10 protein-coding genes are annotated in these 14,262 nt (G+C 39.7%); 2 read left to right on the forward strand and 8 right to left on the reverse strand.

The genetic code is table 11. The features are described from left to right. The 8 genes from ACMUMK_RS09875 to malQ form a co-directional block, all read right to left on the reverse strand. The gene (locus ACMUMK_RS09875; RefSeq protein ID WP_414700954.1) at positions 1–327 is read right to left on the reverse strand and encodes a hypothetical protein; all 327 of its coding nucleotides are present in this window, start codon (positions 325–327) and stop codon (positions 1–3) included. A 66-nt stretch (positions 328–393) separates the two neighbouring features. Then, positions 394–2,064, reverse strand: coding sequence for an alanine/glycine:cation symporter family protein (locus tag ACMUMK_RS09880; protein ID WP_414700955.1), 1,671 nt, complete (start codon positions 2,062–2,064; stop codon positions 394–396). A 59-nt stretch (positions 2,065–2,123) separates the two neighbouring features. Further along, positions 2,124–3,251 carry a M14-type cytosolic carboxypeptidase gene (locus tag ACMUMK_RS09885; protein WP_414700956.1) on the reverse strand — a complete coding sequence of 376 codons (1,128 nt, stop codon included), beginning with the start codon at positions 3,249–3,251 and terminating at the stop codon, positions 2,124–2,126. A 99-nt stretch (positions 3,252–3,350) separates the two neighbouring features. Beyond that, entirely contained in the window at positions 3,351–4,808 is a 1,458-nt protein-coding gene (locus ACMUMK_RS09890; RefSeq protein WP_414700957.1) for a glyceraldehyde-3-phosphate dehydrogenase, read from the reverse strand. 301 nt (positions 4,809–5,109) lie between these two features. Then, positions 5,110–5,508: a peptide-methionine (R)-S-oxide reductase MsrB gene (gene msrB / locus ACMUMK_RS09895; RefSeq protein WP_414700958.1), complete on the reverse strand. Its 399-nt coding sequence runs from the start codon at positions 5,506–5,508 to the stop codon at positions 5,110–5,112. 38 nt (positions 5,509–5,546) lie between these two features. Then, entirely contained in the window at positions 5,547–7,619 is a 2,073-nt protein-coding gene (gene glgX, locus ACMUMK_RS09900; protein WP_414700959.1) for a glycogen debranching protein GlgX, read from the reverse strand. Positions 7,620–7,622: 3 nt separating this feature from the next. Further along, on the reverse strand, positions 7,623–9,815 hold the full coding sequence (gene glgB / locus ACMUMK_RS09905) for a 1,4-alpha-glucan branching protein GlgB (protein WP_414700960.1): 2,193 nt from the start codon (positions 9,813–9,815) through the stop codon (positions 7,623–7,625). A 57-nt stretch (positions 9,816–9,872) separates the two neighbouring features. Further along, a complete protein-coding gene (gene malQ, locus ACMUMK_RS09910) occupies positions 9,873–12,068 on the reverse strand; it encodes a 4-alpha-glucanotransferase (RefSeq protein WP_414700961.1) in 2,196 nt (731 codons plus the stop codon). Between the two features lie 241 nt (positions 12,069–12,309). Between malQ and gap the strand changes: the two genes are divergently transcribed. Continuing rightward, positions 12,310–13,305, forward strand: a complete 996-nt coding sequence (gene gap, locus ACMUMK_RS09915) for a type I glyceraldehyde-3-phosphate dehydrogenase (RefSeq protein ID WP_414700962.1) — start codon at positions 12,310–12,312, stop codon at positions 13,303–13,305. A gap of 110 nt (positions 13,306–13,415) precedes the next feature. Next, positions 13,416–14,255: a D-hexose-6-phosphate mutarotase gene (locus ACMUMK_RS09920; RefSeq protein ID WP_414700963.1), complete on the forward strand. Its 840-nt coding sequence runs from the start codon at positions 13,416–13,418 to the stop codon at positions 14,253–14,255. The last annotated feature ends 7 nt before the right edge of the window (positions 14,256–14,262 follow it).

A 14,262-nucleotide genomic window follows, 5' to 3' on the forward strand; every position in this document is an offset into this window, starting at 1 on the left:
CTAATCTGCCCTTTTAAGAAAAACTAAACGAACACGATTTACAATGTACCAAACAAACCCTATAACAGTGACTCCCATTGCCGCTGTATGCTGTAACTCTCCTGGTACAGCGCCTCCCCAATACATGAAACCAAAACCTGCGACAAATAATAACATGGCAATCATTGACTGAGTTTGAATGCGTTGGCCTTTCAAATATTTGTTTAAGTTCTTTTTACGGGCTAAATCTTCAGCACTCGCATCGCCAAGTGTAAATCCACAATGCTGACATGTTTGCGCTTTGTCAGAAATCTTTTTACTGCAACTTGGGCAGTCTATTAATGCCATTTTTAACTCCAACTTTACATAGAAAAGCGCGACCGATAGCCGCGCTTTACATAATACAATTAAAAACTAATGATTATCTTTGTTAAACCTTTCCCAGTAATCAGCAACAGAGTCTTTCATCTCTTTACGCAGTAAGAAAATACCAAACAAGTTAGGTAGGGTCATAACCACAATCGCCACTGCTGATAAAGTCCAAACTAGTGTTGTGTCTGATACTGCAGCCCATACAAAGCCTGCGACGTAAATAACACGATAAGGCATTACTGAGCGTGGCCCAAATAAGTAAGTCATTGCTCTATCGCCGTAATATGACCACGCTATAGCAGTCGAAAAAGCAAATAACAATAAACCAACTGATACAATATACTTACCTGACTCTCCAAAGAAACCTTTGGTGAATGCCAAAGCTGTCAAACTGGCAGAATGAACTAACGACTCGCCTGTTACAATGATAGAGTTTTTCACCAAACTACCGTCTACCACTTGTAAGGTACCTGTGTAGTTATCTACTGGTTCACCTATAGAAAAGGTTACATTTTCAGCAAAGGAGCGGGCATTGATAATAGTAAAGCCGCTATTTACCGCCTTACCATTAACAACTTGAATCTCACCAGTGTACCCTGACACCCCATGACCTTCTAAATCGTTTATATATGCATACAACGACTGTTTATCAGTGGCATCAGATTCTTCATAGGTACCTGCAAGTATATGCATATCAGAACGGTCGAATGTATTGAAATGCTTCTCTTTCCATACACCTGATGAAAGAATAACTAAGCCTGTAATTGTACAAATAATAATAGTGTCGATAAATGGTTCTAATATAGACACCATACCTTCAGACACGGGTTCATCGGTTTTCGCTGCGGCATGGGCAATAGGTGCTGAACCTTGACCTGCTTCGTTTGAAAATAATCCTCTGTTAACCCCTCTGTTAAAGGCATAGGCAATAGTGGCTCCTAAGAAACCGCCAGTTGCTGCAGATCCAGTAAAGACATCGGAAAATACAGAGACAATTGAAGGGCCGATATTCTCTACGTTGGCAAAAATAACAGCGAACGCCCCAATGATATAAATTAGCGCCATAATCGGTACAATTTTAGACGTAACAGCGGCAATACGAGTGATCCCACCTAAAATAACTAAGGCTAAACAGACTCCTAATACGCTACCAACAATCAAAGGGTCAAAGCCAAATGTAGCCTCGATACTTGTAGCAATACTATTACTTTGAGGTAAATTACCAGTACCAAATGAGCTAATCACTGTAGCAACAGCAAACGCCACTGCTAGCCACTTCATATTTAGACGCTTATCCATGTAATACATGGGTCCACCAGCCATAGTCCCATCTGGTGTTTTATCACGGTATTTGTGAGACAAGGTCACCTCAACAAACTTTGTAGTCATACCAAAAAAAGCGGTTGCCCACATCCAAAATAAAGCTGCTGGACCACCTAAAAACAACGCAAATGCAACACCACCAATATTACCTGTACCCACTGTACCTGATAAGGCTGTGGTTAATGCCCTGAAGTGACTTGTATCACCGGGAGAGTCTGACTTGTCATACTTACCAGTTACCACTTTCCAAGCATGCTTAAAGTATCTAACTTGCGGAAATTTAAGATAAATTGTAAAAAACAAACCTGTTCCCAACAGCACATATGGAAACCACCAGGCTCCCCCCAACATGCCATCCATAGATTTCAATATATTATGAAATGCTTCCAACGTTTTTCCCCTTTAGTAATTTTTATAGTTTTGTATTTTTATAATGTTTATTTTTGAACTTAACGCAGCATATCAACTACAGAGCGCATGGCAACCATCACATCTTCACCAAGCTGTTTACAACGAATTGGCGACCAGCCATATACAACATCCGGTAACTCAATATTATCCTTAAACGGCATTTCTAAGGTATAAGACAAGCAGTCAAATTCGTGACCGATAGCATTTGCCGCTACAGTCAAATTAGCTTCGCCAGGCTTATCTTTTTCATAACCAAACTCATCCTGAAACTCAGGAGTAGCCATCAATAAAGCATTCTTAAATGCACTCTCTAAGTTTTGTAACCTCTGGTTGTAATTAAGGTTACCTTCACAACCTGCAACAAAATTATATGGTAAAGCTTCATCGCCATGGACATCTAAAAACATGTCGACCCCCACTTGCTGCATTTTTTGTTTAACTAGATAAACCTCTGGGCTGTTCTCCATAGACGGGGATTGCCATTCACGGTTGAGGTTTACTCCTTTAGCGTTAGTTCTTAAGTGGCCACGTGCTGAGCCATCGGGGTTCATATTTGGTACTACATAAAAAACTGCTTTTTCTAGTAGGAATTTAGCTAAACCATCATCTTCATCTAATAGTCTATGTAAAAAGCCTTCAACTAACCATTCAGCCATGGTTTCACCTGGGTGTTGCCTTGCTGTTACCCAAATAGACTTTTTATCATCTGCTGGCTCACCTATAACCAACAAAGACATATCTCGTCCATCTAAAGTCTCGCCCAGATGATAAGGTTGGCAATATTCAGATTGTTGCGACCAAGCTAGTAAGTCTAAGTGGCGTTCATAACTGTATGGTGCAAAATACGCATAGTATATTTGTGAACATTCAGGAGTGTGCTGAATTATCAATTTGTCACCATCAAACTCAGTTTCTACTCTAAACCATTCTTGGCGGTCATAAGAGGCAACAGCTTGATAATTTAACCACCCATCTGGGTATGCTGAATTCGCAAGATCATTAATGCTAATGGTGTGGGAAACAAAACTCTGTGTATCTAACTTAAAATGAAACCATTGATAAAATTCTGATTGATTGTCTTTACGAATACTAAGTTGGATATCTTGAGGTGAAGCCGCGCTGATAACTTGAATATTACCGCTATCAAAATTACTACTAATTCTCACATTCTATTCCCATGAAGATTTGACTAAAGTAATTTATCACAGTCATAAAAAAAGGACTACTAGAGTCCTTTATTCAAGCTAAAAACAGTAGGTAATTGCTTAACTAGGTACGCTAAGTGGTAAGGTGGGATAAAACAGGTTAGCCATATGTTGTACAACTTTCATTACTTGGCAACTATAGCCAAACTCATTGTCATACCAAACATATAAAGTAGCTCTATTTCCCGCCACTATGGTGGCTTGAGAATCAACCACAGAGGGTGCCCGAGTCCCCACTAAATCTGTAGACACAATTTCTTTAGAAGCCGTAAAATCAATTTGATGCTGCAAAGGTGAAAACAGTGAAATATCACGCAAGTATCCATTAATGTCTTCTTTGCATGTATCTGCACGCATATGTAAATTGAGTATTGCCAAAGACACATTAGGAGTAGGTACTCTAATGGCGCTACCCGTTAGTTTTCCAGCTAAAATCGGATAGGCCTTAGCGACAGCTTTGGCTGCACCCGTTTCTGTTATTACCATATTTAGAGGGGCACTGCGTCCACGCCTATCCCCTTTATGAAAATTATCGATAAGATTTTGATCATTTGTAAATGAATGGACGGTTTCGACATGGCCACTGTCAATGCCATATTTTTCGTCTATAGCTTTAAGCACAGGAGTTATAGCGTTTGTGGTACAGCTTGCTGCCGATAGAATCACATCATCTGGCAATATATCAGTATCATTTACGCCATAAACTATATTCTTGATATCACCTTTGCCCGGTGCTGTTAATAAGACTTTTTTCACCCCTTTAGACTTCAAGTGTTGACCAAGCCCCTGCTCATCTCGCCACATACCGGTATTGTCTACTACAATGGCATCTTTAATACCGTACTGACTATAATCAACTTCTTCAGGGCCATTGGTATATATAACTTGAATGTACGACCCATTAGCTTTAATTGCATTTTTTTCTTTATCAATTGTGATACTGCCACTAAATGGACCATGCACAGAGTCTCGCCTTAATAAACTAGCCCGTTTTTCTAAGTCCCCCTCTCTTCCACCTCGCACAACAATGGCTTTTAAACGTAACTTATTATTTGTTCCTTGCCGCTCGATTAACAATCTAGCCAATAATCTACCAATTCGTCCAAAACCATATAACACTACATCTTGGGCTTGCTGTTCGTCTTTTACATTGATAATACTTTTTAGCTGATCATTGAGGTAATTTGATACTGTGAGGTCTTTATAGAGCGGGTTATATTGAAATGCATAAGCCAGTTTGCCGATATCAATTTTGGCTGGGGCCAGAGACATGTTATTTAACGCTTCAAGTAATGGCCAACTTTCACGTAATCTGAGTTTATTTTTTTCTTTTAGCCTAACTGAACGATGAGCTTTAATAATATCTATAGTAGTCGCCCCTAAAAGAGGCCGTCCATATACAAAAATCTCAATGGCCCTATTTCGATATAACTTGCCCAAAATAGGTTGCATTTGCTCTGCGTATTCTTGTCTTTCCTGCCAACTCCCAATTAACTCTTGCTCTAATTCCAGATTCACAATGCTTTCCTCAATTTGGTTTTAAAAGATTCTGGCGCATTCTAATCAAGGAATTACGCGCTACCAAATTGTTGAAAAATTACGATTTTATTGTAAAAGCAATAAGAAACTCAATTTTGTAGGTAAGTTTTCACCAATTTAAGTGGGGAACAGCCGTGATATAAACTGCAAAAACAAAATTCATGATTTAAATGGACAAAAGCTTGGTTTTCGCAATTAAATCATGAAATTAACTTTCATTGAAAAAAATTCAAATTAGGACCAAAGTCTTATAAAAACAACTTACACATCAAAATTAAGCTCAATCTTTATCAATAGAACTTTCAGTGAACTTTAGAGATACTGAATTAACGCAATAGCGCTTTCCTGTGGGTTGTGGTCCATCATCAAACACATGCCCTAAATGCGCATCACAATGTTTGCATATAATTTCTATTCGCTGCATACCAAGGGAGTCGTCAGCTTGGTAACTCACATTACCATCAGCGCTTTGTGATGAAAAAGATGGCCAGCCACAGCCAGAATCAAACTTATCTCTAGAATGAAATAGCCTTTCACCACAACATGTGCAGAAAAAATCACCATCAGCTTTAAGGTCTAATAGCTCACCAGTAAATGGACGTTCAGTCCCTTTCTCTCTGCACACCCTAAACTCTTCACTTGACAGTTTTTGTTGCCATTGTGCATCAGTAAGCTTCATCGTTTCTCCTTTTAAATAGTGAATCAAAATCAGTGCTTTTACTGCTTAGAATTAAAGCACTTAAATACAGATATACTTTGCGAGCCTTGTAAATACACCTGCTTTATAAGTACGTTTGGTTGCTGTTCCCAACAATCATAACGGGTATCTAACTTTATTTGCCAAGCTGCTTTATCATCTAATTTAGGAAGATGAAAGCGTACATCGTCTTTACTACTATTGAATACCAACAACCAATGTTCATGAAATTCATCTTCAGGCCCTTTTAATTCAACAGCGAATGCCTGATTATTGTAATCTTGCCAATCACCATCTAACTTACGCTCTCCGTCTGGGCGATACCAATGGATCTCCTCGACATTACACCCAGTTGAGTAGTGATCATCCTTGAAATTAAGATGACTTAAGATTGAGCTACTCTTACGTAAGGCAATTGCCTCTTGGCAGAAAGTCAAAAAGTTTTGCTGCGTTACGTCAATATCCCAATTTAGCCAATTTATTTCATTATCTTGGCAATAGGCATTGTTGTTACCGTTTTGGGTACGGCCTAACTCATCTCCACCCAATACATGAGGGGTACCTTGCGACAGCATTAAAGTGGCAAAAAGATTACGCTTTTGGCGCTCTCTTAATTGCACAATACTAGGGTTATCAGTAGGCCCTTCAATACCATAGTTAGCAGATAAGTTGTGGCCATGGCCATCTCGATTTTGCTCTAAATTAGCTTGATTGTGTCTTTCAGCGTAACTCACTAAATCCTGCAATGTAAAACCATCATGATAGGTAACATTGTTAACCGAAGTTAATATGGAGCGACTTTCCTTTGGAAAAACGTCTCTAGAGCCAAACAACCTAGTAGCAAAATCACTTGTATGGCCTTTATCACCCCGCCAAAATGCCCTAACTGTGTCTCGATATTTATCGTTGCACTCTAACCAGTTAGACGGAAATTGACCTAGTCTGTAGCCGCCATGTCCAATGTCCCAAGGCTCAGCGATAAGCTTACAACCAATTAGAGTTGGATCTTGTCTAATGGTTCTAAAAAAACCTGCCAATGTTGAGAACTCATAAGGATCTCGCCCTAGGCTAGCGGCTAAGTCAAACCGGAACCCATCCACTCCCATTTCTGCTACCCAGTAACGTAAAGAGTCCATTACCATTTTTAAAACATAAGGAAATGCAGTGTTGACACTATTGCCACAACCGGAGTTATTTACATATTTTTGATAATCAATAGCTCCGTATTCATTGCGCTCAAATAGATAAAATGAAGTGTTATCAAACCCTTTAAATGACAAAATTGGGCCATCTAGGCCCCCCTCAGCGGTGTGATTAAAAACGACGTCAAGTATTACTTCAATCCCTGCAGTATGCAGGGTATCAACCATAGTTTTAAACTCTGCTATAGCATCTTTTATGACGTACCTAGGATCAGGACAAAAATAGTTAACAGGGTTATATCCCCAATAATTTGTTAAGCCTTTATTAGTAATAAAAGGTTCGGACATAAAGGCTGATACAGGCATCAACTGCACAGCACTCACTCCTAAGGATTTTAGGTGCTCAACAATTGCAGGGTGAGCAACACCTAAAAACTTTCCTTTATGTTCATCGGGCACGTCTGGGTGAAGCTGGGTTAAACCTTTAACATGTGCCTCATACAAAATAGTTTTATCTAAGGGTATATTAGGCTTACTTGGCCTGTCATGGTTCTCTTTAGGAAGATTGATTACAGCCTTTGGTACCATGTATTGACTATCACCTTGGTACTTTTCAGCATCCCATATCAGTGGTCTATTGAGTTCTTTAGCATAGGGATCAATTAACAACTTTTGAGAATCAAATATTAGTCCGACACTGGTATTATTGTTACCTTTCAAACGATAGCCATACAGTTGACCAGCTTGAATCCCATCAATAAACCCATGCCAGACTTTACCTGTCTTAGCAGGCATAGTTATGACAGAAAGTTGCTCCTCTGTATTAGCGTCAAACAAACATAACTCAACAGCCTTAGCGTTAGGGCAATGCACCGCAAAGTTACACCCTGATTGACTTAGGGTTGCACCCAATGGATGTGGAGTTCCGGCTAAAATTTTAACGTTAGACATGGTTTAACCCGTAAATAAAATAAATAAACTAGCCAATGGAGGTAAACTCAATGAAATAGAGTGAGGCTGGCCATTCCACTCGTTACTATTAGTTGTAAACTTGTCACTAATTGCATAGCCACTGCCCCAATACTTTTTGTCATCAGAATTAAGGATTAACTTATACTCACCTCTGTCTTGAACACCTAACCTAAAATCTTCGTAGGGCACGGGGGTAAAGTTAACAATAAAATAAATCTTCTGTTTAGCGCCATTAGACTTTCTGAGCACTGAAAGTACACTTTGCTCTGCGTTGCCATGCTCAATCCACTCAAACCCTAAGTGATTGTGATCTAATTCATGTAGAGCTGGATACTCACTGTATAGATAATTTAAATCTCGATATAAAGACTGGATCCCTTTATGTTTTTCATACTCAAGCAAATGCCAGTTGACTGAGCTATCATGGTTCCACTCTTGGGCTTGGCCTATTTCATTTCCCATGAAGTTTAATTTTTTACCAGGGTGAGCATACATAAAGCCAGCGTAGGCACGTAAGTTTGCAGCTTGCTGCCATTCATCACCAGGCATTTTTCGAAGTAGTGACCCTTTACCATGCACCACTTCATCATGGGAGACGGGCAATATAAAGCTCTCATCAAAGGCATATACCATGCTAAAGGTTATTTCATTGTGGTGATAACGTCGATAGGCAGGATCCTTTGAAATATAGTGCAATGAATCGTTCATCCACCCCATATTCCATTTAAATCCGAAACCTAATCCCCCTTCAAATACTGGCCTCGATACTTTTGGAAACGAAGTAGACTCCTCAGCTATGGTCATGCCATTTGGAAATTTTTCATATACGGCTTTATTCATCCATTGCAATAGACTTATGGCTTCATAATTGTGATTGCCGCCATCAATATTAGGTATCCACTCACCTTCTTCTCTGGAGTAATCTAAGTACAACATAGATGCCACTGCATCTACTCTGAGTCCATCAATATGGTATTTATCCATCCAAAACAATGCATTTGCCACCAAAAATTGTCGAACAGTATCTTTACCAAAATCGTAGATACATGAGTTCCAATCTGGATGCCAGCCCTTACGGGGATCTTCATACTCATAGACATGGGTACCATCAAAGCGTGCTAACCCATGACCATCTTCAGGAAAATGTGCAGGAACCCAATCAATAATGACACCAATTTCATTTTGGTGACATTGATCGACAAAATACTTGAAGTCATCAGGCTCACCAAAACGACTAGTTGGTGAGAATAAGCCAACGGGCTGATAGCCCCAAGATCCATCAAAAGGAAATTCTGATACAGGCAACAGCTCAATATGGGTGTAACCCATGTCTTTAATATACGGGATTAAATCTGTCGTCAGGTCTCTATAGGTTAAAAATTGTTTTTCAGAGTCAGAACCTGGCTTTTTCCATGAGCCTAAGTGCAGCTCATAAATGCTCATTGCCTGTTGATATCTATCTTTAAACCCTTGATTTTTCCACTTTGTATCTTGCCATTGATACTTTTTGTGGTCATAAACTACAGAAGCATGGGAAGGATATTGTTCCGCCATAAAGCCGACAGGATCAGCTTTGTGAGGCAACTCATTACCAAGCGCATCTTTCAATTGATACTTATACTTGGCACCTGCGGTAATACCTGGCACCACAAGAACCCAATAACCAAAATCAGTTTTTTGCATGGGAAGACAAGATCCGTCCCAAAAATTAAAATCACCAATTAAAGAGACTGCTGAAGCATTAGGGGCAAACACTGCAAAGCGAGTCCCTTGAATAGGTTTATCTAACCCAACATCTAAATCAACTAATTGAGCCCCCAGCTGCTTGTATATATTTTCGGGTAAATGATCTACATAGTGGACACCATAATAAGCATGCTCCTTGAACTGATAAGGGTCTATCACCTCATAATCGGTTTCGCCATTAGTCACTTTAAAACTATAAGCTTTTGGACAAGAAGCGAGTGTGAACTCTCCAGAAAATAAGTAACTATTTGGTGTTTGTGTCAATTCACCTATAAGCTCGCCAGTGCCTAAATCGCTCACAACTACTTTAGTTGCCTGTGGCTGCCAGGTGGTAATAGAAAAAGTTGAAGTCGAATTTTGAAAATCGGCACCTAGGTGGGAAAAAGGAAAGGTACATTTAGCTTGAGATAATATGTTTTCTAACTGCATATTTTCGCCTTAGTTTGTGTGGCTAAACTAGTTAGTCAAGCCACCGATAAATTTAAATCACATTGATACTCTTTTTCTTATCTTAGTTAAATCTAGGGCCAGCGCATTTAAAGCTTCGTCACTATAAATACTTTGCAGGTCTTTAGTCAATTTTCGGCGCCAATTGGGATACTCACTAGACGTACCTGGAACATTTACAGGCTTGTCCATTTCTAACCAATCTTCAAGCTGCAAACTTAAAAGTTCGCTCGCTCCTCCAGCTAAATGCTTCTGCATACCAAAATTCAACGCCCGGCTCATGCCAACATAGTTCACATCAGTCCCTACTTCTTCATTTACCGAACGATGGCCGTGTAGCGTATCTAAAATGGCTTGTTTATTTCTGTGGCGACTATGATACAAGTTCTCTAGTACCTCAGGGTTAGGATACAAACCTAACTCTTTTCCTAGTACCAAATCAAGACAATCCCAATACCCTTTTAACGTTGGCATATCATGTGTTGTTAAGGTAGCCATAGATTGAGTCGGGTAATGAGATGGTGAATAAAACCCACCATCTTTTGCCTGCTCGAAAAAAAACACTCGATAAGAATACACGCCATTCTCGGCGAGCTTGTCACGTATTTCAGGAGGTACAGTACCTAAATCCTCCCCTATTACCATACTTTCATTACGATGACTTTCTAATGCTAAAATACCTAACAGATCATCAACCGGATAATACACATAGCCACCTTCGGTAGCGTCGTCCCCTTTTGGAACCCACCATAAACGCAGTAAAGCCATAACATGATCAATTCGTAATGCTCCCGACGCATGCATATTAGACCGGAACAAATCAATAATAGGCTGATATTGTTGCTGGTAAAGCTTTTCTGGATCCATTGGAGGTAAGCCCCAAGTTTGCCCTAAAGGACCTAACTCATCAGGGGGAGCTCCTACACTTGCATCAATACAATAAAGCTCCTTGTTTCCCCATATCTCCGCACTGCCTTCACTCACACCTACAGCGAGATCGCGGTATAAGCCTATGCTCATATTATTTGCATTAGCCACTTGGTTTGCTTGCTCCAACTGCATGGCTGCTTGCCACTGTAGCCACATAAAAAACTTTATTCGTTTCTTATTTTTTTTGCTAAAAGATTTAACTGCAGGTTTATCAAAATCAGATAGTTCTTCTGGAAAGACGGGCCAGCCCCACGAAGGTAACCCTTTGTCTGACAGGCTTTCTTGTAATGCATCATAAACAGCAATCGTCTGCAGGCTGCTTCCCCCCTCAGTAACAAACTGTTTGAAAGCCCTATTCATTTTAGTATTCTTTGAAAGAAACCGAGTGTTTTGGTATTCAAATATTGTTTCAAGGGCTGTTAGTTTTAAGTCAGTAATTGTTTCATAGTCTACCGAATCTGTATCTCGAACAAGTGCTAACTTTTGGGTAAATTCGGGGGCATTAACTAGGGCTTGCACTGTGCTGTCAGCAAACCCTTCAACTTTAGTGACATCAATATAAATAAAGTTTAACCAACGGCGAGATGATGGCCCGTATGGACTGCATACTTCAGGTTGAGCAGGGTATAAGGCGTGAATTGGATTTAATCCTATAAACTGTGCTCCTTGCTTAGCTGCTTTATCAACTAAAAATGCTAAGTCAGTAAAATCCCCTACTCCCCAGTTATTTTCACTTCTCAAGCAATATAACTGTACGCTTACCCCCCAAACCTTATTACCATCTTGTATGCTTTGCGGCTTGTAACAAGAATCCGGAGCAATAATAAGCAGTGTACTCGCAAGCTCATCACCATCCACCTGTAAGGAGAGTGAGTGATAACCTAAGGGTAGCGAAACCTCTAACTGCACTACATATTCTTGAAATTCAATATCTTCAATATGCACGACATTAGTAAGCTGACCGTCAATTGGAATAAAACTACAGCAAACATTTTCACCCTGCTCAGTGGTTATGACAGCCTGATATTCATCATCAACAAGTTCAATTGGCAACCTTACCGCAATATGCAGATCTTCGTGACTACGTACAACTTGGACTGGACCTAGAGGCGCCAGCCAAGATTGATTGGCCTCTTCTTCTACTTGTTCTATTAATGCTTGAGGGTTATCAACTTGGTACCCCATCAAATGCAATAGCTTTTCCTTAGTCGTGTTAGAGATAGTTGTTGGCTTACCCCATGCATCTGTATAATTTGACTCAATACCGCGATGTTCAACTAAATAATCAACCAATGAAGCCGTCATTCTTACTCATCCCTATTTTGCTTGCCTAAACCAAGATAAAACCTAAGCTATGATACACAAATGATAACAAATTAATTTGTGTTACAAATAATGTAATTAAACAACATTTTGATTGGAAAATTTTGCCTTATATACTGATTTAGTCCATAATTTTGTAATTATATTTCAGCAGAGCGTATTAAGCTCTTCGTTAACGCTTTTTTAAGTAAGCAGTTAAATAAACTCGCAGAGGATTTTAGACATGACAATTAAAGTAGGTATCAATGGCTTTGGCCGTATCGGTCGATTTGTATTTCGCGCCGCCTGTGAACGCAGTGATATTGAAGTAGTAGGTATTAATGATTTATTAGACGCAGATTACATGGCGTATATGCTCAAGTATGACTCTACCCATGGTAAATTCAACGGTACAGTTGAAGTAAAAGATGGCCAACTTATTGTTAATGGAAAAACGATACGAGTGACTGCAGAGCGTAACCCAAGTGACCTAGCATGGGATGCTATTAGTGCTGACGTAGTTGTTGAGTCTACTGGTTTGTTTTTAACTGATGAAACAGCTCGTAAACATATCGAAGCTGGAGCTAAAAAAGTTGTGATGTCTGCGCCATCTAAAGACGCAACACCTATGTTTGTAATGGGTGTTAACCAAGACTCTTACGCGGGCCAAGATATAGTTTCTAACGCCTCATGTACTACAAACTGTTTAGCACCACTTGCAAAAGTATTAAATGACAACTTTGGCATTGTTGATGGTTTAATGACTACAGTACACGCGACTACAGCAACGCAAAAAACTGTTGATAGTCCGTCTGCAAAAGATTGGCGTGGTGGCCGTGGTGCTTCTCAAAACATCATCCCATCATCTACCGGTGCAGCTAAAGCAGTAGGTAAAGTTATCCCTGAGCTAAATGGCAAACTTACAGGTATGGCTTTCCGCGTACCAACAGCTGATGTTTCAGTTGTAGATTTAACGGTTAATCTTGCTAAGCCAGCCAGCTATGAAGAAATTTGTGCTGCAATGAAAGCAGCCTCAGAAGGTGAGATGAAGGGTGTAATGGGCTACACAGAAGATGCTGTAGTATCTCAAGATTTCATTGGTGATGTACGTACATCTGTTTTTGATGCAACCGCTGGTATCGCATTAACTGATACGTTCGTTAAATTAGTATCTTGGTACGACAACGAAATTGGTTATTCAAACAAAGTATTAGATTTAGTAGCGCACATCAGCAAATAGTCTACATATTCGTAAAACTATGCTACAAAAGGCGATATAAGGCTTTAAGACTTATATCGCCTTTTTTGATCGCGCTACTTTTAAATACAAAGGCCTAACAAGAGGACTCTATGCAATTACCTGACTCAATAAGCTTATCTACTCGAGATAATGTACAAATACTAAAAATAGACAATGCATTTGCCACTGCAGAAGTGTCTTTGTTTGGGGGACATATTCTCAGTTACGTACCAAAGCACGATAACAAAGATAGGCTTTGGGTAAGCAAAAATGCTTTATTTGATGGTAAAAAAGCAATTAGAGGCGGCGTACCCATTTGCTGGCCGTGGTTTGGCGACCATCAAACTAATTCTAGTGTGGCATCTCATGGTTACGTTAGAACACAGAAATGGGCTGTCACAAAAGCATCTGACACTACCAAAGGCACACTCATCTGTCTTCAACCAGAAACCACTATTGGTACAGGTTTTGATGGCCAGGCGTCACTACAGCTAAGTATTGAAGTTAGCAGCACTATTGTCATAAAACTCGAAACAACCAATGTAGGGGATACGCCTTTCGATTACAGCTGCGCCCTACACACTTACTTTAATATCAAAGATATTCATCAATGCCAACTTCAAGGATTAACAGGTAACTATAAGGATAAAACACGAAACTTTGATTTATTTGAAACCACCAATCCTTATGTATTTACAGAAGAAACTGACAGAGTACACCTACAACAGCCAAAGACTTTGACTATCTCAGATAGTGAAATGCAAACTCAAATTGGCTCGTCTGGACACGACAGTATAGTGGTTTGGAATCCTTGGAAAGAAAAGTCTATTAGTATGGGAGACATGGCAGACGAGAGTTACTTAACTATGTTATGTGTCGAAACAGCCATAACGCAAGGGCATACTATCGAAGCAGGTAAAACCCACGTGTTGGAACAAATTATCAAATAAAATTCAA

Origin of the sequence: Paraglaciecola sp. 2405UD69-4 (assembly GCF_047525415.1) — a bacterium.
Taxonomy (GTDB): Bacteria; Pseudomonadota; Gammaproteobacteria; order Enterobacterales; family Alteromonadaceae; genus Paraglaciecola.

Coding starts and splice junctions, on each gene's coding strand:
- ACMUMK_RS09875 (WP_414700954.1), bottom strand. CDS start 327: ATGGCATTAATAGACTGCCCAAGTTGCAGTAAAAAGATTTCTGACAAA.
- msrB (WP_414700958.1), bottom strand. CDS start 5,508: ATGAAGCTTACTGATGCACAATGGCAACAAAAACTGTCAAGTGAAGAG.
- glgX (WP_414700959.1), bottom strand. CDS start 7,619: ATGTCTAACGTTAAAATTTTAGCCGGAACTCCACATCCATTGGGTGCA.
- glgB (WP_414700960.1), bottom strand. CDS start 9,815: ATGCAGTTAGAAAACATATTATCTCAAGCTAAATGTACCTTTCCTTTT.
- malQ (WP_414700961.1), bottom strand. CDS start 12,068: ATGACGGCTTCATTGGTTGATTATTTAGTTGAACATCGCGGTATTGAG.
- gap (WP_414700962.1), top strand. CDS start 12,310: ATGACAATTAAAGTAGGTATCAATGGCTTTGGCCGTATCGGTCGATTT.
- ACMUMK_RS09920 (WP_414700963.1), top strand. CDS start 13,416: ATGCAATTACCTGACTCAATAAGCTTATCTACTCGAGATAATGTACAA.